The sequence below is a fragment of the Mesorhizobium sp. M1169 genome (assembly GCF_040318345.1).
Lineage (GTDB): Bacteria > Pseudomonadota > Alphaproteobacteria > Rhizobiales > Rhizobiaceae > Mesorhizobium.
Genome location: NZ_JAMYME010000038.1, coordinates 32,317 through 57,731, shown reverse-complemented (window position 1 = coordinate 57,731; position 25,415 = coordinate 32,317). Strand labels below are relative to the sequence as shown.

22 protein-coding genes and 6 pseudogenes are annotated in these 25,415 nt (G+C 61.1%); 12 read left to right on the top strand and 16 right to left on the bottom strand.

The features are described 5' to 3' along the window. Nucleotides 1-62: 62 nt before the first annotated feature. From NKH41_RS27280 to NKH41_RS27265, 4 genes and pseudogenes are all read left to right on the top strand, one after another. Nucleotides 63-788: pseudogene (locus NKH41_RS27280) on the top strand (Tn3 family transposase). Further along, complete coding sequence (locus tag NKH41_RS27275) at nt 710-898, top strand: Tn3 family transposase (RefSeq protein ID WP_352452069.1); 189 nt, start codon at nt 710-712, stop codon at nt 896-898. The pseudogene NKH41_RS27280 and the gene NKH41_RS27275 overlap by 79 nt, the downstream one beginning before the upstream one ends. 58 nt (nt 899-956) lie before the next feature. Beyond that, nucleotides 957-1,247 (top strand): annotated as a pseudogene (locus NKH41_RS27270) (ABC transporter permease subunit); the annotation flags it as partial. Between the two features lie 281 nt (nt 1,248-1,528). Continuing rightward, on the top strand, nt 1,529-3,349 hold the full coding sequence (locus NKH41_RS27265; RefSeq protein ID WP_352515814.1) for a heavy metal translocating P-type ATPase: 1,821 nt from the start codon (nt 1,529-1,531) through the stop codon (nt 3,347-3,349). A 166-nt stretch (nt 3,350-3,515) separates the two neighbouring features. On the opposite strand, the gene NKH41_RS27260 is transcribed toward NKH41_RS27265, so the two are convergent. The 10 genes and pseudogenes from NKH41_RS27260 to NKH41_RS27210 all read right to left on the bottom strand — a co-directional run bounded on the left by NKH41_RS27260 (nt 3,516) and on the right by NKH41_RS27210 (nt 12,367). Beyond that, complete coding sequence (locus NKH41_RS27260; RefSeq protein WP_352466294.1) at nt 3,516-4,118, bottom strand: sulfotransferase family protein; 603 nt, start codon at nt 4,116-4,118, stop codon at nt 3,516-3,518. Between the two features lie 177 nt (nt 4,119-4,295). Further along, nucleotides 4,296-4,442, bottom strand: coding sequence for a hypothetical protein (locus NKH41_RS27255; protein WP_352453916.1), 147 nt, complete (start codon nt 4,440-4,442; stop codon nt 4,296-4,298). 296 nt (nt 4,443-4,738) lie between these two features. Then, on the bottom strand, nt 4,739-5,779 hold the full coding sequence (locus NKH41_RS27245) for a sulfate/molybdate ABC transporter ATP-binding protein (RefSeq protein ID WP_352466293.1): 1,041 nt from the start codon (nt 5,777-5,779) through the stop codon (nt 4,739-4,741). 131 nt (nt 5,780-5,910) lie between these two features. Then, nucleotides 5,911-6,069, bottom strand: a complete 159-nt coding sequence (locus NKH41_RS27240; RefSeq protein ID WP_352466292.1) for a hypothetical protein — start codon at nt 6,067-6,069, stop codon at nt 5,911-5,913. Nucleotides 6,070-6,116: 47 nt separating this feature from the next. Next, nucleotides 6,117-6,863 (bottom strand): annotated as a pseudogene (cysT, locus tag NKH41_RS27235) (sulfate ABC transporter permease subunit CysT); the annotation flags it as partial. Then, on the bottom strand, nt 6,860-7,888 hold the full coding sequence (locus tag NKH41_RS27230; protein WP_352453290.1) for a sulfate ABC transporter substrate-binding protein: 1,029 nt from the start codon (nt 7,886-7,888) through the stop codon (nt 6,860-6,862). The pseudogene cysT and the gene NKH41_RS27230, both read right to left, overlap by 4 nt. A 184-nt stretch (nt 7,889-8,072) precedes the next feature. Further along, a pseudogene (locus tag NKH41_RS27225) lies at nt 8,073-8,500 on the bottom strand (UbiA family prenyltransferase); the annotation flags it as partial. 349 nt (nt 8,501-8,849) lie between these two features. Then, nucleotides 8,850-9,115: pseudogene (locus NKH41_RS27220) on the bottom strand (hypothetical protein). Nucleotides 9,116-10,394: 1,279 nt separating this feature from the next. Further along, nucleotides 10,395-11,108, bottom strand: a pseudogene (locus NKH41_RS27215) (IS6 family transposase). A gap of 362 nt (nt 11,109-11,470) precedes the next feature. Further along, nucleotides 11,471-12,367, bottom strand: coding sequence for a LysR family transcriptional regulator (locus NKH41_RS27210; protein WP_352453291.1), 897 nt, complete (start codon nt 12,365-12,367; stop codon nt 11,471-11,473). A 79-nt stretch (nt 12,368-12,446) separates the two neighbouring features. Between NKH41_RS27210 and NKH41_RS27205 the strand changes: the two genes are divergently transcribed. The 5 genes from NKH41_RS27205 (at nt 12,447) to NKH41_RS27185 (ending at nt 17,798) form a co-directional block, all read left to right on the top strand. Then, complete coding sequence (locus NKH41_RS27205; protein ID WP_352453292.1) at nt 12,447-13,661, top strand: trans-sulfuration enzyme family protein; 1,215 nt, start codon at nt 12,447-12,449, stop codon at nt 13,659-13,661. Nucleotides 13,662-13,690: 29 nt separating this feature from the next. Next, complete coding sequence (locus NKH41_RS27200; RefSeq protein ID WP_352466291.1) at nt 13,691-14,725, top strand: transporter substrate-binding domain-containing protein; 1,035 nt, start codon at nt 13,691-13,693, stop codon at nt 14,723-14,725. 68 nt (nt 14,726-14,793) lie between these two features. After that, nucleotides 14,794-15,909 carry an ABC transporter permease subunit gene (locus tag NKH41_RS27195; RefSeq protein WP_352466290.1) on the top strand — a complete coding sequence of 372 codons (1,116 nt, stop codon included), beginning with the start codon at nt 14,794-14,796 and terminating at the stop codon, nt 15,907-15,909. Between the two features lie 3 nt (nt 15,910-15,912). Further along, nucleotides 15,913-17,004: an amino acid ABC transporter permease gene (locus NKH41_RS27190; RefSeq protein ID WP_352515815.1), complete on the top strand. Its 1,092-nt coding sequence runs from the start codon at nt 15,913-15,915 to the stop codon at nt 17,002-17,004. Between the two features lie 44 nt (nt 17,005-17,048). Next, entirely contained in the window at nt 17,049-17,798 is a 750-nt protein-coding gene (locus NKH41_RS27185; protein WP_352466289.1) for an amino acid ABC transporter ATP-binding protein, read from the top strand. Between the two features lie 48 nt (nt 17,799-17,846). Here NKH41_RS27185 and NKH41_RS27180 read toward each other — a convergent pair whose 3' ends face one another. After that, a complete protein-coding gene (locus tag NKH41_RS27180; RefSeq protein ID WP_352453299.1) occupies nt 17,847-18,185 on the bottom strand; it encodes a hypothetical protein in 339 nt (112 codons plus the stop codon). A gap of 158 nt (nt 18,186-18,343) precedes the next feature. On the opposite strand from NKH41_RS27180, the gene NKH41_RS27175 reads away from it, so the two are divergent. Beyond that, nucleotides 18,344-19,174: a hypothetical protein gene (locus NKH41_RS27175; protein ID WP_352547716.1), complete on the top strand. Its 831-nt coding sequence runs from the start codon at nt 18,344-18,346 to the stop codon at nt 19,172-19,174. Further along, the gene (locus NKH41_RS27170) at nt 19,156-19,773 is read left to right on the top strand and encodes a hypothetical protein (RefSeq protein ID WP_352547714.1); all 618 of its coding nucleotides are present in this window, start codon (nt 19,156-19,158) and stop codon (nt 19,771-19,773) included. The genes NKH41_RS27175 and NKH41_RS27170 overlap by 19 nt, the downstream gene beginning before the upstream one ends. Nucleotides 19,774-19,924: 151 nt before the next feature. Here the strand turns inward: NKH41_RS27170 and NKH41_RS27165 are convergent, their stop codons facing one another. Next, complete coding sequence (locus NKH41_RS27165; protein WP_352453301.1) at nt 19,925-20,515, bottom strand: TetR/AcrR family transcriptional regulator; 591 nt, start codon at nt 20,513-20,515, stop codon at nt 19,925-19,927. Nucleotides 20,516-20,570: 55 nt separating this feature from the next. Here NKH41_RS27165 and NKH41_RS27160 point away from each other — a divergent pair, with 55 nt between their 5' ends. Next, complete coding sequence (locus NKH41_RS27160) at nt 20,571-21,587, top strand: methyltransferase domain-containing protein (protein ID WP_352493445.1); 1,017 nt, start codon at nt 20,571-20,573, stop codon at nt 21,585-21,587. 209 nt (nt 21,588-21,796) lie between these two features. Here the strand turns inward: NKH41_RS27160 and NKH41_RS27155 are convergent, their stop codons facing one another. The 4 genes from NKH41_RS27155 to NKH41_RS27140 all read right to left on the bottom strand — a co-directional run bounded on the left by NKH41_RS27155 (nt 21,797) and on the right by NKH41_RS27140 (nt 25,413). Beyond that, nucleotides 21,797-22,090, bottom strand: a complete 294-nt coding sequence (locus NKH41_RS27155) for an oligopeptide/dipeptide ABC transporter ATP-binding protein (protein ID WP_352453303.1) — start codon at nt 22,088-22,090, stop codon at nt 21,797-21,799. Nucleotides 22,091-22,538: 448 nt separating this feature from the next. Beyond that, nucleotides 22,539-23,525: an ABC transporter ATP-binding protein gene (locus NKH41_RS27150; protein WP_352453304.1), complete on the bottom strand. Its 987-nt coding sequence runs from the start codon at nt 23,523-23,525 to the stop codon at nt 22,539-22,541. Next, complete coding sequence (locus NKH41_RS27145; protein WP_352453305.1) at nt 23,525-24,523, bottom strand: ABC transporter ATP-binding protein; 999 nt, start codon at nt 24,521-24,523, stop codon at nt 23,525-23,527. The genes NKH41_RS27150 and NKH41_RS27145 overlap by 1 nt, the downstream gene beginning before the upstream one ends. Continuing rightward, entirely contained in the window at nt 24,520-25,413 is an 894-nt protein-coding gene (locus tag NKH41_RS27140; protein WP_023680719.1) for an ABC transporter permease, read from the bottom strand. The genes NKH41_RS27145 and NKH41_RS27140 overlap by 4 nt, the downstream gene beginning before the upstream one ends. Nucleotides 25,414-25,415: the final 2 nt, after the last annotated feature.

The window sequence follows — 25,415 nt, the reverse complement described above, 5'->3', positions numbered from 1 at the left end:
CTGCGCTCCTCGCTGCCGCAAATCAGGCGGCAAATCTCCCCAGTGCATAGCCCTCAGGCAAGATGGGGTGCTCGTCACGCTCCCGCTACTTTAGCATTCTGCCCATCAGTCCGACCGAAAGTGAGGCTGCTTATGTGCTCGATGGGCTATTCGATCAGGACACGGTCCTCGACATCCAGGAACACTTTACCGATAGGGGTGGCGCGAGTGATCACATCTTCGGTCTGTTCGCCCTCATAGGCAAACGCTTCGCGCCGCGACTGCGCAACCTCAAGGACCGGAAGTTCCACACGTTCGAGAAAGGCGATGCATACCCGGCGCTGTCGAACCACATCGGGGCGCCGATCAACACCACCCTGATCCTCGAGCACTGGGATGATCTCCTCCATCTGGCGGCGTCGATCACCACGCGATCCGTAGTGCCGGCCACGATCCTGAAGAAACTATCCGCATCTCCGAAGGAAAGCCAACTCGCACGAGCGCTACGGGACTCGGCCGGGTCGAGCGATCGCTGTTCATGATCGAATGGTACTCAAGTTCGGCGGCGTTGCCAGGCCGGCCTCAACAAGGGTGAGGCTGCGCATAAGCTGAAGCGCGCCGTTTTCTTCCACGAGCGTGGTGAAATCCGTGACCGGTCCTTCGAAAGCCAGGCGTTCCGCGCCTCCGGCCTCAACCTCGTCGTCAGTGCGATCGTAGGAATGCGGTCTATATCGAACGGGCCCTTACCTACTTACGCAAAACGCATCGCGAGATTCCGGATCATCTGCTCAAGCACGTATCGCGGCTGAGTTGGGAGCACATCAACCTGACCGGCATCTACACCTGGGATGCAGAACATCAGATGCCTGAAGGATTCCGTTCGCTCAGACTTCCGGCTCGGTTACGCCACGCCGCATGACGTTCATGCTCCGTTCGACGTTAGCGTGTCGCTGGGAACGGTTCTTGTTCCGACCCCCTACTCGCTGGGTTACACAAGCAGCCAACTGTTCCGACGGGTCCTATTTCCCCAGGTGGCCCTCACGGCAATTCCCGAGCTGACCACCTCGATGATGGTCATCATGAAGGCGCTTTCACTCGGATTCGCCATCGAGGTCGTCGATATCTTCGCGCAGTCCCAACTGATCGCCGCGCTGAACTTCTACTACCTCGAAGCCTTTGTGATTGCCGTCGTGATCTACATGGTGATCGCCTATGTCGTCATACAGATCGCCGACAGGCTGGAGCAATCCCTCCGGGTGTGGACGTGAGGCATGCATGTGGGACAGGATCGCCAAGCTTCGGGATTACTCTCGTCACGGTAGGGGCCGCCGACCGTCGCGCGCGCTGGGCGCGCTATTTCTCATCGCCGTTGGCCTCTATGTCGGATACCATGGCTGGACAGGACTATCCGCCGCGGGGGCCTGATGCGCTCATGCTTCAACTCAAGACCGCAATCCGAGATAGCGAGCCAATCATGAAATCCGAGACAGCAGCCACCGAAAGCGTTGAGCCGGCGCCTAAGACGGTTCCATCGGGTTGGCGAGTGTTGATGACGCGCGAACGCTGGACCGAAGTCGCGCGCATCATTTTTACCGGCTTGATGGCGTTGCTGTATTGGCAGCAGCTCATTCCAATACAAGCCTTGTGGGTGGCGGTTGCCATCGGCTTGTATCCGCTTGTCAAAACCGGCGCCGTTGATCTCGTAAAAGAGCGCAAGATCGGTACCGAAATATTCGTCACCATTGCCACGGTGGTGGCGCTGAGCGGAGGCGAGACCGTCGCCGGCGCGGTCCTCATGGTGATCATTTTGATCGCGGAGTTCATCGCCGATCTGAATATGGAACGAGCGCGAGCCTCGATCAAAGACCTGATCGGCTCAGTGCCGCAGGTGGCGCTTGTGCGGGACGCAGGTGGCGAACGCATGGTCCCGATCGAGAATTTGCGCGCGGGCGACGTTGTCTTGGTGCGGGCCGGCGAGAAGATCCCGGTCGACGGCACCGTCGTCGGTGGAGCGGCTTCGGTCAACGAAGCATCGATCACAGGAGAGAGCATTCCCAAGGACAAGAGCGATGGCGCCGATGTCTTTGCCGGAACCATCGTCGAATCCGGCGCCCTCGACATCGAGACCGAGAAGGTTGGTGCCGACACCACCTTTGCCCGCATCATCAGTCTGGTCGAGAATGCCGAAGCGGAAAAGGCACCCGTCCAGAAACTGGCGGATAAGGTCGCGTCATGGCTGATCCCGGTCGTGCTGATCTTCCTCGTTGCGGTTTATACCCGCGACGTTCGGATGATCGTCACTCTGCTGATTTTCACATCACCTGCCGAACTCGGATTGGCGACTCCTCTGGTGATTATCGCAGCCATTGCGCGAGCCGCACGCAGTGGAATTCTGGTCAAGGGGGGCGTCTATCTGGAGTCTTTGGCCAAGGTCGACGTCCTGGTGTTCGACAAGACAGGCACCCTGACGGCGAACAAGCCCGAGGTTGTCGGCGTGGAGATGCAGGACGGCACGCTTTCGGAAGCTGATCTGATCAGCCTTGCCGCCGCCGCCGATCGGCGCTCCGCTCACCCCTTGGCGAAAGCGGTCGTCAACTATGCCGCCCGGATGAAAATCGATGTCCCGGAACCGGAGCAGTACGAGCAGTTGCAGGCGCGCGGTGTGAAGGCGACGGTCTCCGGACGCACCGTGCTGGTCGGGAATGCATTGTTGTTGCGCGAGGCCGGCGTGCCGCTTTCCGATGCGATCGAAAAGGGCGGACAGACGCCGGTTCACGTCGCGGTCGATGGGAAATTCGCTGGCGTGATTTTTATTGCCGACACATTGCGACCAGGTGCGCGCGAAGCGCTGGCAAAGCTCCGTGCAACCGGGGTCAAGCGCATGGTGATGGTGACGGGTGACAATGAGGCCACAGCGCGGACCATCGCCAACGAGCTCGGCGTGGATGAAGTGCGTGCCAATCTGATGCCGCAGGACAAGGTCGCCGCCATCGCCGAATTGCAAAAGCAGGGCCATCGCGTGGCGATGGTCGGCGACGGGATCAACGACGCGCCGGCGCTGGCACGCGCCGATGTCGGCATTGCGATGGGGGGCGGCGGCACGCAGGCAGCGCTGGAAGCCGCCGACATCGCATTGATGAAGGATGACCTGGCAAGAATTGTCAGCGCCCGCGCGATTGCGCGACGCGCTTACCGGACAATTCAGGAGAATATCTTCGTCGGCGTTGGTGTTGTGCATGTTTTGGGCATTACCGCAGCGCTGATGGGCTGGATCGGTCCTATCCAGGCAGCGATTTTGCACTTGGGGCCAGATGTCCTGGTGTTCCTGAATTCGGCAAAACTGCTGCGCGTTCGAATCCAAGATGTTTAAGCGCATCTCTTTGAAGCCTAAGGCTTCGAACCGAACTAGCCAAAGCGGTCATTCGATTCGTCCGATCGGATGACTGCTACTGGCGCATGTGGTCGGTTGGCGCGTTCATAGATCAGATTGCCTGATGAGGCTCGGGAAGGTCCGGCCGGGGGTGGAAAACCGCCGTTCAGCGCCCTATGCGAGCACGAAATTCGGCAGTCGAATTGGTGCGTGGAAACGGTTCGGAAGGCAACTGTACATCGAGAAAGGCACAAAGCGGCTCCCATCCTTCGGAGACTTGATACGTGAGAAGGCGTTCAGGCGGCAGCGTTGATTTCACGGAAGCGTTATGTGCTTCATAGACAGCGATTGCGTGATCACGGTTATCAAATCGACCGCCAAAGACAGCGTTTCCAACCACCGCCACACCAAAGGACTGTGGATCATTGGTAGCAGCATCCATCGTGAGCCCTATTGTTTGCGCCATGCTGTCATACCAGGCTTCCGGGTCACGAACTGTCAGGATAACCTTTGCATGAGGGTAGTGGTCACTCACTTGGCGCCAAAAATGCGCCGTTGGCCAATCGACCGCGGAAAGATAGCCGGCATATGCCGCATCCCAGGTCGGGAGTTGTCCCTGGCCGGCGGCGCGCCACAGCGCCTTCTGCTCGGGATTGGCGTGGACATCTGCCATGTGATGACACGGCCCGAACCCAAGATGCTCCAACGCGAGCTTCAGCGAATATGTGCCAGTGCGACCCATGCCTGCACCAATGACATCTAGAGCCATGAGCACCCCAAGGAGATTTCAATCGGTCAAAATACCGCTGTTTTCTTTAATTCGCTATATCTTTGAAGGTCAGCTCCGAATCGCGTCAAGCCGTAGCGCGCGAAGGTCAGTATTGGAGAAGCGCCGGGAATGGTGGCTCCTGGCGCCGCTGTGGCGAAGACGCGTGGATCGACACCACTATCCGCTGACGCAGCGCTTGCTCCGGTCGATGACGTGGATGCCCATCAAAGGATGGGAGACAACCGACAGCGAGTTTCCGCCGGGAACGTGATCGCGGTCCACCAAAGCCATCTTGAACGGCAAGGCCGTGCAGACCTGCTCCATCAGGCTGCTCGACGTATACCGCGCGACATTCGAGCAGCGTGGACACAAGCTGGCAAGGCACGGGTTAGGCGCCGCGCTGTTGCAAGACACCGTTCTGCGCACGCGTTACGCCGCGACGACCTCGGGATTCGCGGCCTTCTTGTTCATGCCATATCGGACGAAGCGAAAGCCTTCTACGAGCACTACGGCTTTGCGGCTTCCCCGAAAAATCCGATGACCCTTGCGCTCTCGCTAAGGCGCGTTGAAAGAGCGGGCCGAAACGTCTTGTTGTGCACAAGTTGGTAATCGCCTCGTAATCAACCAGCCGGAAAAAGCTTCCAGCGCCGCGGCCTAAAAGCCACTCGAGTTTTCTGCGCCGCCGGATGGTCGACGGGCAATTCGATCTCGACCCGCTGGCGTTCGCCGCCGATTTCGAGCTCGACCCGCCTGGTGCCGGCGACGCGGCGGCTGGCGGCGACCGTGCCGGCGATGCAGCCGTTGCATTCGTCCACCAGTTCGACATCGTGCGGGCGAAAGAACAATGTCGCTTCGCCTTGCGGTGCGTGCGGCGCGGAGAGCCCGATCGGGCGGTCGGCGATCCAGACCTGGCCGTCCTCGACCTTGACCGGGATCGAGCTCGATTCGCCGATAAAGCCATAAACGAAGGGCGAGTTCGGGGTATCGTAGATCTCGTCGGCGGTGCCGACCTGCTCGATGCGGCCCTGGCTTATCACCACGACGCGGTCGGCAAGCTCCAGCGCCTCTTCCTGGTCATGGGTGACAAAGACCGTGGTATGGCCGGTGGCGTCGTGGATGTCGCGCAGCCAGCGGCGCAGTTCGCGGCGCACCTGGGCATCGAGCGCGCCGAACGGCTCGTCGAGCAAAAGCACGGCCGGTTCGATCGCCATGGCGCGGGCCAGCGCCACGCGCTGGCGCTGGCCCCCCGAAAGCTGCGCCGGATAGCGTTTTTCCAGACCGGAAAGCTGGACGAGGTTGAGAAGTTCCAAGGCGCGGCGGCGGATTTCCTTCGCCGACGGGCGTGACGGCCCGTGCCGGACCTTGAGTCCGAAGCCGATATTGTCGGCGACCGTCATATGGCGAAACAGCGCGTAGTGCTGGAAGACGAAGCCGACATTGCGCTCCTGAATCGACTTTTGAGAGGCATCCTCTTCGCCGAAGAAGATCTTTCCGCGGGTCGGCCGCTCCAAGCCGGCAATCAGCCTGAGCAGCGTCGTCTTGCCGGAACCGGAAGGTCCCAGCAGGGCGATCAGTTCTCCCGACTTGATGTCGAGCGAAACGTCGCGGAGGGCCGGAAACCGCTCAAACTCCTTGCGCACGTTGGCAACGCGAACTTCCATGCAAATCCCTTTTGTAGTTGATGCATGCCGTTATCCCAAAACCGGTTCCCACTTTTGGGCGACATCAAATCTTTGTTTTATGCATGTCGTTGTCCAAAAACCGCTACACACTTTTGGGCGACATGCATTTGTCAGTGTCCGCGCGTCGCGGCGATCTCGGCGCCGTAGCGCATCTCGAGAAGTGTTTTCAAGACCAGCGTGACGAGCGCCAGGCCGGCAAGCAGCGAAGCGACGGCAAAGGCGGCGGCGGCATTGTACTCGTTATAAAGGATTTCAACATGCAGCGGCATGGTGTTGGTTAGCCCGCGTATGTGGCCCGACACGACCGAGATGGCGCGATGACGATCAGAAGCGGCGCGATCTCGGATTTGAACGGCAGGTTGCCGGCGATGAAGATGACGGAACCGTACTCGCCGACGCCGCGCGCGAAGGCCAGCGCGAAACCGGTGACGATGGCCGGCGCCAGTCCGGGAAGCAGAACGCGGCTGATGATCTGGAAGCGATTGGCGCCGAGCGTTGCGGCCACTTCCTCCACCTCCTTGTCGATCTCCTCCATGATCGGCTGCACGGTACGAACGACGAAAGGCAGGCCGATAAAGATCAACGCGATGACGATGCCAAGCGGCGTATACGCGACCTTGATGCCGAGCGGCATCAGCAGGCTTCCGATCCAGCCGTTCGGTGCGTAAAGCGTGGTCAGTGCGATGCCGGCCACCGCTGTCGGCAGCGCGAAGGGCAGGTCGACCATGGCATCGGCGATGCGGCGGCCTGGAAAGCTGTAGCGCACCAGCACCCACGCGACGATCGTGCCGAAGACGACGTTGACAGCGGCGGCAATGAAGGCGGTGCCGAAGCTGATTTCAAGCGCGTTGATGGTGCGGCGATCGGTGACGATCGCCCAGAAGTCGGTCCAGCCGAGCGCCGCCGAGCGCCAGATCAGCCCGGACAGCGGAATGAGGAGGGTGAGGAAGGCAAGCGAGAAGCCGAGCGTCAATCCGAAACCCGGAATGACGCTCGGCTGTCTGAACCGCCACCCCGCCTTGGCGGGCGTGCTGTGGTCATGTCGTCCTGATCTAAATGCTATTGGGCCGGCTTATAGATCTGGTCAAATATACCACCGTCGCCGAAATGGTAAGGCTGCGCCTTCATCCATCCGCCGAAAATTGGATCGTCGATGCTGATCCGCTTGATTTCCGGCAGTTTGGCGAGATCCTCCGCAGGCACCAGGTCGGGCTTCGCCGGACGGTAGTGGTTCTTGGCGATGATCGTCTGGCCTTCCTTGGAATAGAGATAGCCCAGATAGGCTTCGGCAACTTTCCGTGTGCCCTTGGCATCGACATTGGCGTCGACAACGGCGACCGGCGGCTCGGCCAGGATCGAGGTCGGCGGGATGACGATTTCGAACTGATCGGCGCCGAACTCGTCCAGCGCCAGATAGGCCTCGTTTTCCCAGGCGATCAGCACGTCGCCCAGGCCCTTTTGCGCGAAGGTCACGGTCGAGCCACGCGCGCCGGTGTCAAGCACCGGAACATGGGAATAGAGGTTGCCGACGAATTCCTTGGTCTTGGCTTCATCGCCGCCATCGTTGGTGTTGGCCCAGGCCCAGGCCGCGAGGTAGGCCCACCGGCCACCACCGGAGGTCTTGGGATTGGACGTGATCACCTGGACGCTGTCCTTTGTGAGATCGCCAAAATCGTGAATGCCCTTGGGGTTGCCTTTGCGGACGAGGAGGACAATGGTCGAGGTATAAGGCGCCGAATTGTTCTCGAACTTCGTCCGCCAGTCGGGATTGATCTTCTTCGTTTTCGAGACGATCGCGTCGATGTCGCCTTGCAGCCCCAGCGTCACCACGTCGGCGTCGAGGCCGTCGATTACCGCGCGAGCCTGAGCGCCCGATCCCCCATGCGACTGCTGGACGGCGACGGTCTCGCCGGTCTCGGACTTCCAGTGGGCGGTGAAAGCCTCATCGAATTGCTTGTAGAGCTCACGCGTCGGGTCATAGGACACGTTGAGAATGGTGGTATCGGCAAACGCGAAACCGAGCGTGCCGAACTGGACAGATGTGGCGACCAGTGCGCCGAGCAGTTTCATGAAATGAGGTTTGGTCATTTCCGCCTCCGTTGAACTCGCGTCAAATCTACCGAATTGATAGAATTTAGATCAATGTTGCCTTTTTTGGCCTAGTGAAGCAATTTCTCGCCTATTTCACCCTAAATGAGGAATGTTTTTCCTCACATAACGTGACTCGGGATCCTGGGCTCCCGGACGCGATAACTAGAAACCGCCAGCCCTTCGGCAATACGCAAGTGGCGATCAGGCGCGTGTAGGGCGTCAGGAAGAGCAGGAGCGACGCCGCAAGCGCAAGCGGAATTGCCAGAAAGGCGATTGCTGGGACCATGCCGATCTGGCCGCTTGCCAGAGGGCGAAAGCGGGTCCGCTCAACGTGGCCGTCGAACCTGCGATCGGCAATGTCATTGATCGTGGACCCGGCGCTTCTCATCAGAAACGCGCCAAGGGTGAATAGCGCCAATTGCTGAACGGCGGGGATACCATGTGCCGCTTGGATCAATGCGGCCCAACAGGGAACAACGTCAGCCATATGCCCACTGGCCGATCCAGCCGCGCGAGCCGCGTGTAGGGCCGCCATGCACGCGGCAGCCGGCGATCCACCCAGTCACCTCTATGAATATCACTCAGGTCCGGTCGGCTCGAAGTCGCCATGAAGTAATCTTAATCCCGCGCAGAGAAAGGCATTTTCCTGTTCGGTTGAAGTGCCAAATTCGCAGCGTTGCGTATGCGCGCAATGGCAGCCTCGGGGTGGCAAGCGGAAGTCCAGCGTGAACGCGCGGAATAGTTGCTTTGCGGACCTGAGCCGGCATTAGGTTGCGCAAGCTGTAGCGGCTGATCTTGGCACGACCGAGACCAACGGCGGCGCTCACGCGCAGGACCGGCTCTTGAAGCCAGTGCCCAGCGGGCTCTACGCCAATAATGGGCGCTTTCCAGAATGACCGGAACCGCACGGCAATCGCTGAGCAAACCCTTCTAACCTTGGCCAGCGGAGCAATCACCTTTACGATTCGACCAGGATCACCAAGGACTCTGGCACCACTCCATCGAAGGCCATCGCATCCGCGGCTTCCTTGCTCTGCATAGCTTTCATCATGGCGTCCATGTCCGGAACGTCCATAAGAACGGCCACCCGGGTCGGATTTTGTGGATCTACAAATGTTCGTATGTTGGTCACGCCGAGCGGACCAAAAGCTCTTTGCGCTTCGGCGAGTCGAGCCAGTGCTTCGCTCCTTTTGTGATGTTATGGTGGCCAATGACTGTCGGCATTGCATCCTCCCTATCGTGACGGCGAAGTCCGGCATCGCCAAGAGTGCCAAGATCCATCCCCGTCGAACCACGGAGCGCCGTTTTGGTTGGACTGTCAATTATTTCGTTAAGGACGCGGAAGAACGATTCGGAGAGGGCGTTTCTTCCGGACGGTTCGACCTCAATGAACCAGGATCGCGGTCACGCGGCTGTGGCTATTGACATGTGACATGCGCAAACAGCCGGACAACAACTGCAAGGGCCCGCGTGGCAGATATGGGGATCCAGCGCGGGGGTCGGAAAGGGCAGTTGCGGGAGTAGGGCTGCCATTCATGACCCGGCGGGCCAAGGTCGTCTTCGGGTCGACTCCGGCCGTAGAGCGAAGGTCCGCTGTTGAGAGCGGCGGTGAGGGTCCGGTAATGGCGCTACTTACTCGTTCAGGTGGCCGCTACAGTTGATTGCTAGAGTTAGTCTAGCGTGTCCAAGCGCCATGAAGCGAGCTTACAGCCAAAAGGAAAGTCGGCGGCCCATTTTTCAATGAGCGTTGCCCGAACCCGCCGACCTGCGGATTGCCATTGGCCCCGCGATTCGCAGCTTTGCCGGAACGGAGGCGTGCCGTCTAGCAATGTAAGCGTGTACCATTTCAGCTGCGGAAGTTTTCAAGATCTCTGCCTTAAATCTTTCGGCCATCGCTCGCGCAATCTGTGCTGCCTATAAAGTCGCGCAGCACGAGGTGATCTAGGTTGCAGGGTTGGCGCGGCAAGCGTTCCTCGGCCAGGAATCAGGCGCCAGCGCTGAACAACGCAGCCGGGACGAGTTTCCGGATTCGTTACCGCCATCGGCGATTTGCTCACGGGCTTCGCAAGTCCACGGTGCACTCGTGAGACTCCTAATTGCGCTCCGCCGCGCCGAATGATTACGGAGTACTAGCCTGCCCAATCCCAGCGCGCCCAGAGTTCTGGCTCGCGTGTGAACCATTAGGCCGGCGGGACGTTGCTCTGCGGATCCAACAGCTGACGGCACGACCGTGGAGGAATCCAAGCATCATTCTACGCCTCAGAAACAAGACACGCCCGGTGCCTTGGCGAACTTTCCTTATGACCGAATGACCGTCGAGCGATTTCGGGGGCGTTTCCGCGAGCGAGGTGGAACGACGAGCGCAGGAGCTGGTTTGTGCCGGGAAAGACGGCGCCGCTACCTCTTTGGCGACCTCTATTCGACCCGCGGGAGCATCATCAACCCCAAGAGGTGATGTCACATAAACGGAGATGGGCTGTCGTTGTGACTTTTGGGAATGATTTCAGGCGATCACGCCGGCAGCAGCTTTCCATTGCGCCATGGCATTCAAGCGGTGAAGATGGATTTGAAAGGCGGAGCGTTTTGAACGGGGCGGGACGAAGAGATTGCGGACTGCAGAGAACGTCGAGACGAAACGCTGGAGGCTCCCCGGTGATCGAAAATCTTGTATCATCCGCTCTCGTTTTCGCAGTGGCACATGCGAATTCTCCGCTCTGTTGTTCAAGCCCTTGTGCGACCGGTGCTCGATGTCCGTCATGACTAGACGCCGCGCTGCTCCATAGGAGCCGAGCTTGTCGGTGATCATGCGCTTCGGCACCTGGCCCTGCTTCTTCAACAGCCGTGTCAGCACGCGCTTGGCGGCCTTAGTGTTGCGCCGGGTCTAGCCGATCTCGTCGAGCACATAGCCGTCCTGGTTGACGGCCCGCCATAACCAATGCTTCTTGCCGGCGATCATGATGGCGACTTCGTCGAGGTGCCAGATATCATTTCGACTGGGCTGCTTGCGGCGCAGGCGCCGGGCGTAGTCCAGCCCGAACTTCTTTCCCCACCGACGGATCGTCTCGTAGGAAACGACAATGCCGCGCTCCAGCAGCATTTCTTCGACACGACGCAGGCTCAGCGGAAATCGATAATCCAGCCACACCGCGTGGGCGATGATCTCGGGTGGGAACCGATGCCGTTTGTAGCTGATCTGCGAAGTGTTCGTCCCCAGCATCTATCGCAGCGATCCCTGACACGCGGTTACCGTGACAACGCCCCTGGGAGCGCCTGGACCAAATCGGGTGCCCAGTTCTAATATGTGGCGGGTGGTACGACGGGATCGCTCTACCGTCATCTCAGGAATGCATGGTGGGAAGACTCCCGAGGGCGACCTTGCGCATGTTCGAAGGTGGCCATCTATTTCTCTGGCAGGATAGCTCCGCGTTCGCCGAGATCGTCCGGTTTCTTGCAAACGAGGAAGCCGGCTAAAGGGCGAACACGAATTTGCGCCGTGCGAGGCTGCGTGAGGCCATGGACGTCCGCGCCTTACTGAGGCAAGACCGGTCGCGTCTATGTTTAGGCGGCGAGCCACATTGCCTATGCCTCGCTCGATAGCATATTGCGGGCGGCATAGAGTTCGCCAATGAAGTCGGTGATCAAGGTCGAATTGATGCCGTCCGGCGGGCGCAGGAGTAGCGCGCGGAAATTGACGGCCGGCTCGAATGGCCTGGCCAAAATACCGCCGATCATGCCGTCCGCAATGACGGAGGGATTGACCAAGCCGATTCCCATGCCCTTCGCTGCAAGGATAGCGATGGTCAGGCCGTAGGGCGTTTCGATCAGGATGCGCGGCCGTACCCCATGCGCGGCCAGGATCTTGTCCATCGCGAGCCGAGCCGTATCTTCCGGCGACAATGCCAGGAAGGCCTCGTCGGCGAGATCGGCCGGCGTGATTATCTGCTTCCGCGCCAGCCGGTGGTTCTTCGGCATTACACAGACGGCGCGCGGCGTGGTGAAGATGCTGTGCAGCACGCCGCTGGTATCGACCTCGTCGGCCGCGAGCCCGATATCGAAACTGCCAGAGGCGACCAGGTCGCGCACGATATTGGAGGTGCGGACCTGATAGCTGATTCGCACCTGCGGATGCCGGTGCGAGAACGCTACGATGGCGCGCGGCACCAGCCCATGCCCGAGTGCCGACAGGGAGGCGACGCGGATGGTACCGGTGCCGACCTCCTTGATCTGGGCCGCCCGCAGCTTGAGCCGGTCGAGCCCGACCAGGTTGGCTTTCACCTCGGCATGGAACAACTCCCCTTCGCGTGTCGGCACCAGCCTGCCACGAATGCGGTCGAAAAGCCTGAAGCCGAGTTCGGCCTCTAGCTTGGCTAGCGAACGGCTGATGGCCGGCTGCGAGGTATCCAGCAGCGCGGCCGCCGCGCCGGCGCCGCGCGTGATCATGATCGCGTTGAAGACATCGATGTCGCGCAGGTTCATAGTCAGCCCATATCAAAAGCGAATTAACTTTATCGCTGCGGTCATAGATGGCAATGGATGAGCCCGCTAAGTTTCGCCCATGAACCGACGCGACGACACTTCACATGTCCATCCTCCCAAGCGCTCCGAGGAACCGTTTCAGGCGGTGGCGATGCCGGTCGAGCGAGCCTCGACCGTGGTCTTTGACGATCTGGAATCGTTCGAGCGTCGCGTCGAGCGTCTGTACGACGGGTTCAGCTACGGACTTTACGGCACACCGACCAGCCGGCAGCTCGAGGATCATATCGCCGTGCTGGAAGGCGGATTGCGGGCCCTCGTCGTCCCGTCGGGCATGGCGGCCATGACGCTGGCGACCATGGCTGTCTGCCGTGGCGGCGAAAGGGTTCTGATCCCGGAGACGCTCTATGGCCCGGCGCGCGACATGGCAGAGCGTTTTCTTGGCCCCCTCGGGATCGAGGCGGTTTCCTACAATGCAAGGCTGGACGCAAGCATCGCGGCCATGATCGACGGCAGAACGCGGCTGGTTTGGGTAGAATCGCCTGGCTCGGCCACCTTCGAAGTCCAGGATGTGCCCGCCATCACAGCCGCGGCCCACAAGGCCGGCGTGCTCGTCGCGGCCGACAACACCTGGGCCTCGCATCTGCTGTTCAAGCCGCTCGCTCATGGCGTCGACATCTCCATGCAGGCGCTTTCCAAGCACGCCGGCGGCCATGGCGATCTCCTGATGGGTTCAGTCTCAGTGCGCGACGAGGCGCTGTTCCGACGCCTGAAGGACACGGCGCGCTTCCTCGGCTACGGGGTCTCGCCGGAGGATTGCGCGCTGTGCGAGCGTGGCCTGATGACCATGCCGGTGCGCGTGCGTCATGCCGACGCCACCGCGCGCAAGATCCTCGCCTGGCTATCGGAACGCCCGGAAGTCGCGCAGATCTTGCATCCCGCGGAGCCTGGCCATCCCGGCCACGCGGTCTGGAAGCGTGACTTCGCCGGATCGGCGGGCGTGTTCTCCTTCGTGCTGCGGCCGGAACTGGCGCCACTGCAATCCGATGTCCTGCGCAGCCTGCGGCTGTTCAGGCTCGGCGCAAGCTGGGGCGGCGTGCATTCGCTGATTGCCGTCAGCGATCCGCGCAAAGGGCGCGCCAGCCTCGATTGGCTGAAGCCCGGCCCGGTCTGGCGCCTGTCGATCGGCCTTGAGGCGCTCGAAGATCTTCTGGCCGACCTTTCCCAGGCCTTCGAACTCTTTGATGAAGCCCGGCGCAACGGAACCGCAGCAGCCGACGCCAAGGCCGCCGAATGATTAGAACCTCAACGAGAAGGGGAATGACTATGAAACATCAAGTTCTGAAATGGCTCACGGGTCTGGCGATAGGATTGGCCAGCCTGACTTCGGGCGCCGTGGACGCCAGCGCGCAGGCGGTTATCAACAAGATCAAGGAACGCGGCTATGTCAGCTGCGGCGCCAGCCAGGGCGTGCCTGGTCTCTCCCGGCCCGACGAGAAGGGGTATTATCGCGGCTTCGATTCCGATATCTGCCGCACTTTCGCGGTCGCCATCCTCGGCGACAAGGAGAAGATCCGTTACGTGCCGCTTAACGCAGGCCAACGTTTTCCTGCGCTGCAGACCGGAGAGATCGACGTTCTGTCGCGCACATCCACCATCACCTACAGTCGCGATACGGTTGTCCGCTTCGTCTGGATCAATCTCTACGACACGGACGGCATGCTCGTGCGCAAGGCCGACAATATTACCGAGCCCAAACTGCTGGACGGAAAGACCGTCTGCCTGCAAGGCGGTGGTAGCCTGACCGAGAAAGCGATCGAGGAAACCGAGGAAGAGTTCGGGATCGCGATGGAGAAAGTCTATTACGACTCGACCATTCAGGCGCGCGACGCCTTCTTTGGCGGCCGCTGCGATTCCTACGTCACCGACGGCACCGCGGCAGCAGGACAGCGTGCCGCGGTGGCCAAGAACCCGGACGACTACGACATCATCAAGGTCGGCAAAGCCGCCGAACCCAATGGCGTCGCGGTCGCCCGCGGCGACGATCAACTCTTCGACGTCGTGCGTTGGACATTGAATGCCCTGTTCTGGGCCGAGGCCAACGGCATCACCTCGCAAAACGTCGATGAAAAGCTTGCCTCGGGCAGTCCGGAAGTCAAAGGCGTGCTGGGTGAGGAGCCCGGTTTCGGCAAGCCGCTCGGATTGGACGACAAGTGGGCCTACAACGTCATCAAACAAATGGGCAACTACGCCGAGATCTGGGATCGCAATCTCGGCAAGGACAGCCCGCTGAAGGTCGAGCGCGGCCTGAACGCGTTGTGGAAGGACGGCGGCCTCAACTATCCTTTCCCTTGGGATTGAGCTGCACATGAAGGGGACGCGCCCGCCGTTCCCTTTCCCTGCCAACGCCGCGAACCGTCGAGGTCGAAATGCTGAGCGATGCCAAGACCAGATCGATCATCATCCAGTGTGCCCTGGTGGCCGTGGCTGCCGCCTTCGCTGCCCTGCTCGTCAGCACGACTTTCGCCAATCTCAGGGCACGCGGCATCCCGATCGGCTTCGATTTCCTGACGATGCCGTCAAGGATCGTCATCTCCGAAGCAATCCTCACTTACAAGTCGCGGGACCCCTATTACTGGGCGATCGCGACCGGGCTCGCCAATACGGTCTTCATCTCCGCGGTCGTCATCGTCTTTTCATCCGCGCTCGGCCTCGTCGTCGGCATCACCCGGCTGAGCAGCAATCCCCTGGCGGCGGGCACCTGCCGCGTATGGGTGGAGGTTGCACGCAATTCACCGCCGATCGTGCTTCTGATCTTTCTCTACTCGCTGTGGTGGAAGGTGCTGCCGCCGGTCGGCGAAGCGCTCAATCCCCTGCCCGGTGTTTACGCCTCCATGCGCGGCTTTGTGGTGCCGGCCGTCAGCATGGACGTCGCCACCCAGGGATTGCTCGTCATTGCTCTCGCCCTGGCACTGGCGGCCGCCGGCTGGGCGGCGGCGCGACGAGGATGGTTGCCGCCGCTGGCCGCGCCGGCGATCCTCACGGTGGGCGTTGCCGGACTATGGCTTGCCGACGCGAAGTTCTCCGTCGACTGGCCGACCTTCACCGGGTCGAATTTCAAGGGTGGCCGGGAACTGACGCCCGAACTCAGTACCATCCTCATCGGGCTGACCATCTACACCACCGGCTTCGTCGCCGAGATCGTGCGCGGCGGCGTGCTTTCGGTCGGCCGCGGTCAGTGGGACGCAGGTCATTCGCTCGGCCTGCCGCGCGGCAAAATATTGCGCCTGATCATCATCCCGCAGATGCTGCGGGTGATCGTCCCGCCGCTCAACAGCCAATACATCAACGTCGTCAAGAATTCGACGCTGGCGATCGCGGTCGGCTATCCGGACTTCCTTGCGGTGATGAACACCATCATCAGCAAGTCCAGCCATTCGATCGAGGGCGTCTTCATCATCCTCGGCGTCTATCTCGCCCTCAACCTGAGCCTGTCAAGCGCGGCCAATTGGTACAACCGTCGCATCGCCATCGTGGAGCGCTGAACTATGAAGGCCGTGTCTCTTTCCCTTCCGGCCGAGCCAATGCCAGGACAGATCCGCTTCGGCGCCTTGCGGCGGTCAGCCAAGCTCCTGTTCGGCACGCCGCTCAATGCCGCCCTGACGCTGTTGTTCGGCGTTCTGCTCGTCGCCACGGTACCGCCGATGCTGCGCTGGCTAATAATCGACGCCGTGCTGTTCGACCCCAATCCAGGCGCCTGCCGGGTTGCCACCGGAGCCTGCTGGAGCTTCATCTACGCCAAGTCCGGGCAGTTGCTGTTCGGCATCTATCCGCTCGACGAACGCTGGCGCCCGGCGATCGTCTGCCTGCTCATCCTGGCGCTGCTTGCCTGGTCGGTGCGGCCCGCCAGTTGGGCCCTGCGGCTGCTGGCGCTCTGGGTGGCAGCGTTCGTGCTGATCTTCTGGCTGATGGGCGGCGGCATCGGCCTGACCGAGGTTCCGACCTCGTCCTGGGGCGGCCTGCCGGTGACGCTCATCCTCACCGTCGTTGCCATCGGCGTCGCCTTCCCGGTCGGCATTCTCTTGGCGCTGGCCAGGCGCTCGACCATGCCAGCGATACGCATCGGCGCCGTGGTCCTGATAGAATCGGTGCGCGGACTACCGCTGCTGTCCATCCTGTTCGTGGCGTCGATCATGATGCCGCTGTTCCTGCCCGAGGCCCTGTTGCCCGACAAATTCGTGCGCGCGCTGGTCGCGCTCACCATCTTCGCCGCGGCTTATCTCGCCGAGGTGATCCGCGGCGGCCTGCAGGCCATCCCGAATGGCCAGTACGAGGCTGCGGCAGCGCTCGGCCTGCCCTTCTGGCGCACGCAATATCTCGTCATCCTGCCGCAGGCGATCCGGGTGGCGATCCCGGCGCTGGCCAACACCATCATCGTCATGATCAAGAACACCAGCCTTGTCCTGGTGGTCGGCCTGTTCGACCTGATCAGCTCCGGTAAAGCGGCGCTGGCTGACCCGGACTGGCCGTCGCCGGCGGCCGAGACATTCCTGTTCATCGGCGCGATCTTCTTCGCGCTCTCCTTCTCGTTCGCCCGCTTCGCCGACTTCCTGGAGCGGCGCGGCCCGACCGCTCACTAGGAAATGCCTTGATGTTATCGTCCGCCCCAACGCGCGCTCCGTCCATGACCGATCCCAGCGCTCCGCCCGCTATCCAAATGACCGGCATGAATAAGTGGTACGGAAACTTCCATGTGCTGAAGAATATCAACCTGACCGTCCATCGCGGCGAGAAGCTGGTGATCTGCGGTCCGTCCGGCTCGGGCAAGTCGACGATGATCCGCTGCATCAACCGGCTGGAGGAGCATCAGCAGGGGCAGATCGTCGTCGAAGGCGTCGAACTCAGCAACGATTTGAAGCAGATCGACGTAATCCGCAGTGACATCGGCATGGTGTTCCAGCACTTCAACCTGTTCCCGCATTTGACCATTCTGGAAAACCTGACACTGGCGCCGATCTGGGTGCGCAGGATGCGGCGCGGGCAAGCCGAGCAGACCGCCATGCACTATCTGGAGCGGGTGAAGATCCCGGACCAGGCGCATAAATATCCCGGCCAGTTGTCCGGCGGCCAGCAGCAGCGCGTCGCCATCGCCCGTGCGCTCTGTATGAGCCCGAAGATCATGCTCTTTGACGAACCGACCTCCGCCCTCGATCCTGAAATGGTCAAGGAAGTGCTCGACACCATGGTCGCGCTGGCCGACGATGGCATGACGATGCTGTGCGTCACGCACGAGATGGGATTTGCCCGCCAGGTCGCCGACCGCGTCGTCTTCATGGACCAGGGCGAGATCGTCGAGATGAACACGCCCTCCGAATTCTTCTCGCATCCGCGTCACCAGCGCAGCAAACTGTTTCTTGCCCAGATCCTGAACTAGCGAACCTCTCCCGCCAGCCCATGCGCCGGCCGGATGGGCAGACGCAAATCAGAAATCCATCCGGGGCCTGGTCAGCGCGCAGCGACCTGCCAGACCGCGACGCCGGCCCAGGATCAGGCCGGCGACGCCTTCGATGCTGCGCGAGATAATGTCGAACAAGCGCGGCCGACTCTCGAAGGAATACACCAGGCGTTCGCGAAACAGGATCGACAGCGCCGCGAGTTCCGGCCATTGGTAGATGTTCGGCCCACAACTTCTGCACGTCGACGATCCGGGCGCCTGGCGGTGGGCGCTCCGGTCCTGTTTCGACGATAATGCGCCGCCGGCCGGCGCAGGCACAGCTGCCACGTATTGCAGCAGACGGCAGAGGACGAGAACGTCGTCCACAACGCAACTCTCGACTCGAAGTCGTAGCTGCATCATATGGCCTGTTCACCAAGCGGGCTTTGGGGGCTAGCACGAAGTCGGGCACCCACTTTGGCACCTCCACTTGCGCGAGCAGTAGTCCGCTTTCCTTCGCAAATGCCATGTGGCAAGACGGATGGATGGCGGCGGACAGCGAACATAAAAGCATCTCTGCGAGAGCGTTGGGCATCGCATTATCAGCTGCTGCCCTCGTGCCGCATTTCACAACCCCAGCCTTTGCCCATGCTTCCGAGCGCGGCTATGTCATGCTCCTGCCGACCGGATATTATGTCGTGGGCGGGGCGGTGGCCGTAGCCGCGAGTTTTCTGGTTCTGGCTGTCCTCCCGCCCAGGCTGCTCGAACGCATTTCGGCATCCCGCCTGCCAATTGGTCAATTCGGCGACGCCGCGCGCATTTGGATCAGCACGCTCGCCTTCGCGGTTCTCGCCATACTCGTGGCGGCGGGAATTCTCGGCAGCCGAGATCCGCTGTCGAATCCACTTCCGCTAACGGTGTGGACGCTGGTCTGGGTCGGACTGACATTGCTTCAGGGCGTATTCGGCAATGTTTGGTCGTGGACAAACCCGTGGTACGGGCCGTGGCGCATTTTCTCCAGCGTCTTCCCGGCATTCCGCGATCGCACAATGCCACAAGGACTGGCTTACTGGCCGGCGTTGATTTTGTTTGCAAGCTTCGCCTGGTTCGAGCTGATCTATCCGGCGCCCGAAGATCCGGCGCGGCTTGCGTTCGCTCTCATGGCCTACTGGCTCTCGACCTTCGTCTGCATGATCATCTTCGGCTACGAAGGCTGGAGCCGGCGCGGCGAGTTTCTGTCCGCGTTCTTCCGCATGGTGTCACGCTTCGCCATCGTCGAAACGACGCCGGACCACCCAAGCGGGGGGCGTGGCCTGGAGCGAAATTGTGGAGCGCGCAAGCCTTGCCGGCGAGCGGTATGCTCTTTCTGTTGCTGACGTTGAGCTCGGTGTCCTTCGACGGTCTGTCGAAGACCTTCTCTTGGCTGGGCGCGAATGGTGTCAATCCGCTCGAATTTCCGGGGCGCTCGGCATTAGTCGGAATCAACAGCGCCGGTCTTGTGCTGATGTTTATCGCACTTGTCGCCGTGTTCTTCGCCGCAGTGTTTGTCGGTGAGCGGTTGGCCGGGAGCATCTCTTTCGGAAAAGCGGTCGGGCTCCTTGTCTGGTCGATCGTCCCGATCGCGCTCGCCTATCATTTTTCCCACTATCTGACGGCCCTCCTGGTGAACGGCCAGAATGCGCTCGTCGCTATTTCGGATCCGTTTGATCGGGGATGGAACCTATTCGGCACGGCGCACATGAATGTCGGGGCGGGAGTGATCATGGGCTCCGATGCAGCGTGGATCATCTGGAACTTTCAGGCGGCGGCGATCATCGGCGGCCATATACTTGCCGTTCTGGTCGCGCATGGGCTGGCGTTCCGTTTGCATCCGGCGCGCAGCCGCGCGGCGCTCAGCCAATTTCCGCTGACCGTTTTTATGGTCGGATATACGGTTTTCGGGCTGTGGCTGCTGTCCACGCCGACGGCCGTCTGACGGCCGCAAGCCACGTATCGGAGGCGTTGGTCGACAGACCTCACGGCGGTGTATCGCGACCTCAAGGACATGCGTCGAACAAAGCCGGTGGTTGGTGAATTGGCAACGCCGGCACTGCAACTGACTGCTTCACAGTTCTTCGGCCTGATATCTAAGCCGACGGGACGCCCTCGGTGGCCAGACGCCGGAAGATCTGGTCGACTTGTTGCGGCGGCAATTTGGCGCCGCCGTCGAGCCACCAGATCAGCACCGACAGAAAGGCACCCACGACGAACTGGACGATCAGTTCGTTCGGCACGACATCGGGGAGCTTCCTGTCCTTCTTTGCGGCAAGCTCCGCGCGCACGAGATCGCATAGAATCTCGCGGATGCTGCCGAGCACAATAGTCCCACCGCGGCCCCCGGCCAGAGCTCGGTAGAGATCTATATGTTCACGCGCGTGCTCGAACATACCGAGCACGAACCCCAAGCTGCGATCTTTCAGCTCGCCTGGCGCTGCAAGCGCATGCCGCTGGCGTTCGACCAGCATGGCGCGCAGATGATCGTCCAGGCCGCTGCGCTTGAGGTCGTCCTTGCTGGTGAAGTGCGCGTAAAAGGTCGATCGGCCGATGTTTGCCTCATTGCAGATGTCCTCGACGGTAATTGCTTCATATCCCTTTCTCAGGATCAAAGTGATCAGCGCATGGTGAAGAGTCGACCGGGTCCGGGCGACACGGCGGTCTATCGTCTTTTCCGTTACCATGAGCTTTTCCGGTCAGATGGCAGAGGACCGTGCGGTACCGGACATTCTGCCGCGAATGGTCGTTGACGCGTTCCCGGATATCATGTCAGTTTCCGAACATGATGTCCATCAACCGGCGAGAGTGGCCAAGGAGTCTCTGATGAGAAAACATGGGCATAACAACAGCGGAGCCGGCGCGCCCGGCCGCATCATACATTGGGCAGCACGCTACGATCTGATGACTTGGCTGTTCACCTTAGGCCGCGAACGCGCCTTTCGCGAAAAGATCCTCCGGTTGACGCAGCTCGAACCTGGAGAGTCCGTCCTCGATATAGGGTGCGGGACGGGAACGCTCGCTATACTTGCCAAGCAGCAGGTCGGGCCGACGGGCACCGTGCACGGGATCGATGCGTCACCGGAAATGATCACCAGGGCGGGTGCGAAGGCTCGAAGAGTCGGTCTGAAGGTCACCTTTGAAAAGGCCGCCGCCCAGGCATTACCGTTCCGGGATGCCGAATTCGATGTCGTAACGACGACGCTGATGCTCCATCATCTTTCTGCCGATGGACGTAATCAGATGGCTCATGAGATACACAGAGTCCTGAAGCCATCCGGTCGCGTACTCGCCGTCGACTTCGTGCAAGCGCCACAGGATGGAGGCTTCATCGATCGCTTCCACCATCACGGCGTCAGCACAGTCGACGACATCATAACGGAATTCCGGGACTCGGGTCTCAACATCGTCGCTAGCGGCGCGGTTGGCACGAAGAACCTGCAGTTCGTGCTAGCCACGGCGGCCGCCGACGTTGCCCGTATTCGCGATAGGTTTGTCGCTCTCGGCACGGAAGAACCCTCAGGCCCGGCACGGCCTGCAGCCATGAGCCACCTGCACACCATAGGCCTGGTGCTAGGCATCGTCGCGCTGATCGCCATGCACGCAGGCGCGCCCTGGTGGCTATCGTGGCGCGGTCTAAGCGACGCCTCAAATCCGATCTCTTACACAGTGATTGCACTCGTGGCCCTTTTCGTAATCTTCAAGATCGGATTGCTCGGTGGCCTGCATCGGTGGAGCAGAGGCCGCCGCCAGCGTTGAGGCCGCTTGCTATTACGACATCGCGTCTCGCTACGGCTTGTTGGACACGCAGGAGTTCACCTTTCACACCCGGACGCGAATCGCGCGTCCGCTCCGGTCTCCCCGCCTTGCGAGGGTGGTGGTAGGCCAATCTAATCCCGTCGCAGCGAGATCAGACGCTGGCAGACGGCGCTTAACGTTATTCTCGGAAGACCAACTGCCATTCGTTGTCAGATCACCGGGCGGTGATCACTCTCAGCCAGATGGCAGGCGGCGACGCCGCCATGAGGAACGGGACGCAGTTGGGGCTCGTCCAGCCGGCAGATATCCATCGCCACCGGACAGCGCGTGTTGAACCGGCAGCCCGGCGGTGGATTGCTCGGGCTCGGCGGGTCGCCTGCGAGGATGATGCGGCGGCGGTCGGCCTCAATGCGCTTTCCCAGCGATAGAGGGTCGAACGCGGCACTCCGACGGCCCGCGCTGCCTGCCCGGCATCCAGTCCGTCCCGCATCGCGCGCCGCCATCGCGCCACCGCGTCGCGTCTTCTCTCTGCTTCGATAGTTGGGGTCTTCGCGCCGAGAAGCCGCGACGCCCGGCCGGCGTTGCGTATAATATACCGGGCAGGCCAAAAACCTGCATGGGGTTCTCCTATGATTCGAGCTTCGCAACCCGAGTTACGGAGAACCCCTCCTCAACTGCAAGAATCTCATATCTGTCTGAGCGCGGTCACCAGTTTGACCTGCCAACCATGTCTCACGAGCAATGGCAGGCACTTAAGCCAACGCTACAAGAAGCGGAATAATAACCGGCAAGAGGTTCCTCTCGGCCCGCCTGAGTAACCAGGGCTGCCGACAGAGCGCTTTCCCACTCACTGCCGGCCCGGTACCGGAAGGAAGGAGCGCAAATCTCTGCTTCGCCACCAGAATGCGCAACGCATCAGGTCCCGCACGCTCAGCTAGATCTGACGTTTAATCATGCGGCCGAGACCCGCTTCGCGAATAGGTCGCCGGCGAACCTGCACGCCGCCTTGTGCATTGAGCTTACTTCTTGCGACACAGGCTCAGCCTCCGCACAAGCTTCCACTGAAAGGGGACACCGCGTCCTGAAGAAACAGCCGGAGGGCGGATTCGTCGGACTTGGGATTTCGCCCGTGATCAACGGAGGGTTGCGCCGACGTTCGGTGGCAGGATCAGCCTCGGGGACAGACGCGAGAAGGAGTTGGGTGTAGGGATGGCTCGGATTCCGGTAGACCTCTTCCGAGCTACCGCTTTCCACCACCTTGCCGAGATACATCACGTAGACCCGGCTCGCCGCCTGCCGGACAAGCGCGAGGTCATGCGCGATGAAGAGGCAGGACACGCCGAGCTTCTCTCTGAGGTCGAGGAATAGGTTCATGACCTGCGCCCGTATAGACAAGTCTAGCGCGCTGACCGGTTCGTCGCAGATTAAAACCCGCGGCTCTACGGCCAGCGAGCGCGCGATCGCGATGCGTTGCCTCTGGCCGCCTGAGAGTTCACGGGTGAATCTGTCCCGGACCGTCGTCGCCAGACCGACTTGGTTGAGGAGCTCAGCGATCCTCCCCTCGCGTTCCGTTTGCGAACGCAAACCTGCAATTATGAGGGCTTCGTTTATGGCTTCGCCCACAGTTTGGCGATCATTCAGCGATGCATAGGGGTCCTGGAACACGTACTGAACTGCCCGACGCGCTTCCCGCAGACGGCGTCCACTCAAGGAGCCGAGGTCGATGCCATCAAAAACGACACGTCCGGATTGGGGTTTTTCCAAGCCGACGATCGAACGGCCGAGCGTGGACTTGCCGCAGCCAGACTCCCCCACCAAGCCGACGATCTCGCCTTGATTGAGGTGGATTGAGACGTCGTTTACCGCTTTGATCGTTTGGCCACGTTTGGCGCTTGGAAAGCTGGTGACCAGATGCTCGACTTCGAGTACCGCGCTCATTATGCGCACTCCTTCGCCCGAATATTCAGAACGGGACAGGCGGCTGACACACCCGGAACTGCCGTCGGCAAGAACGGCGGTCGCCGCTCGCCGCAGGCATCCACAGCGTATCCGCAGCGGGGCATGAAAGCGCACCCTGTGATCGGCGCGCCAAGGATGGGCGGAACGCCCGGCAATCCACGGAAACGCGATCCGATTGCGTCCTGTTTCCTCGGAATTGCGTCGATGAGGCCCATCGTATAGGGATGCTGCGGCTGGGAGAGTACACGCTCGGTCGGTCCGGTTTCGACGTGGCGCCCCGCGTACATCACCATTACGCGGTCGGCCGAGCCCGCCACGACACCCATGTCATGCGTGATCAAGATCATGGCCATGTCCATTCTGGACTGGATTTCCTTCAGCAGTCGGAGGATTTGCGCCTGGACCGTCACGTCGAGCGCGGTGGTCGGCTCGTCGGCTACGAGAAGTGTCGGCTCGGCGGCAATGGCGATTGCGATCATGACACGCTGTCGGAGACCGCCCGAAAGCTCATGGGGATACTGCTTGAGGCGTATTTCGGGGTCGGACATCCCGACCATCTTGATAAGTTCAAGCGCCCGGGTTTCCGCAGCTCTTGCGGTCATGCCGAGGTGAAGCTCGGCTACTTCGGCTATCTGCCGTCCGACCCGGCGGGCGGGATTGAGCGCGCTCATCGGGTCCTGGAAAATGAAGCCAATGGATTTTCCGCGCAGGCTGCGAAGCGTTTCATTGTCCGATCCGACGAGCTGGCGGCTGTCGAACAAAATGGTGCCCGATATATCCGCCTGGACGCCCACGGGCATCAGGCCGAGAGGCGCAAAGCAGGTGACCGTTTTGCCGCTACCGCTTTCTCCCACAATCGCGAGGGTCTCTCGGCGGCTCAGTTCATAGGCTACTCCGTCGACTGGGCGGACCACGGTATGCGCCGTCAGCAGGTCTATGGTCAGATCTTTGACGCGGAGTATCGGTTCAGAACTCATGGCCGTGCCTCCTTGGCCCAGAATGCGGTTACCCGGCGGCGGGCCGCGAGCATCCGGGAGGTCAGCGGCTTCGGAACTCTGTTGAGGGCGACCGCTTCACCGAGGATGTTGAATCCGATGACAGCTAAAGTCAGGGTCAGTCCCGGCAGGATGACCTGGCGCGGATCGGACTCGAGATATGGAAGCGCGTCGACCAACATCTGTCCCCATTCAGGCGTCGGCGGCTGGATGCCCAGCCCGAGGAAGCTCAACGTTGCGATTGCGAGCGCGACTGCTCCGGCGTCGGCCGTGGCATATACGAGCACCGCCCCGATCGTCGTGGGAAGAAGATGGACAAAGTAAATGCGAACGGGACTTGCGCCCAATACTCTTAGGGCCTCCATGTGGGGCTTGTTCATGGTGTTGACAGCCACGGCCCGGCTAATGCGGGCGCTACCCGGCCACCAGGCGAGCGCGAGCGCGAGGATCATGTTCCAGTAGCTGACTCCGGCAATGCCGATCACCGCAAGTGAGACGATGAGGCTGGGGATTGCCTGGCCGACGTCAACGATGCGCATCAGCAGTTCGTCCGTCCAGCCCCGCCGGTATCCGGCAATCGTGCCGATGGCGATGCCGATGGCGTGCGCGCACACAAGGACGAGACAGACTCCGACCAGCGACGTCCGAGCCGCCACAATCAACCTGCTCAATGTATCGCGCCCGAGATGGTCGACTCCGAAGGGATGGGCGAGCGTCGGGCCCTGGCCAGCGATCAGCAGGTCTTGCGCATTGGGATCATGTGGCGCGATGTAGGGTGCGAGCAGTCCCAACAGAACGAACGCGCCGATAGTAAATACCGCCGAGCGCGGGAAGGCGCCAATGGCCTTCAGGAGTGGTCTGACTGGCTGCATGT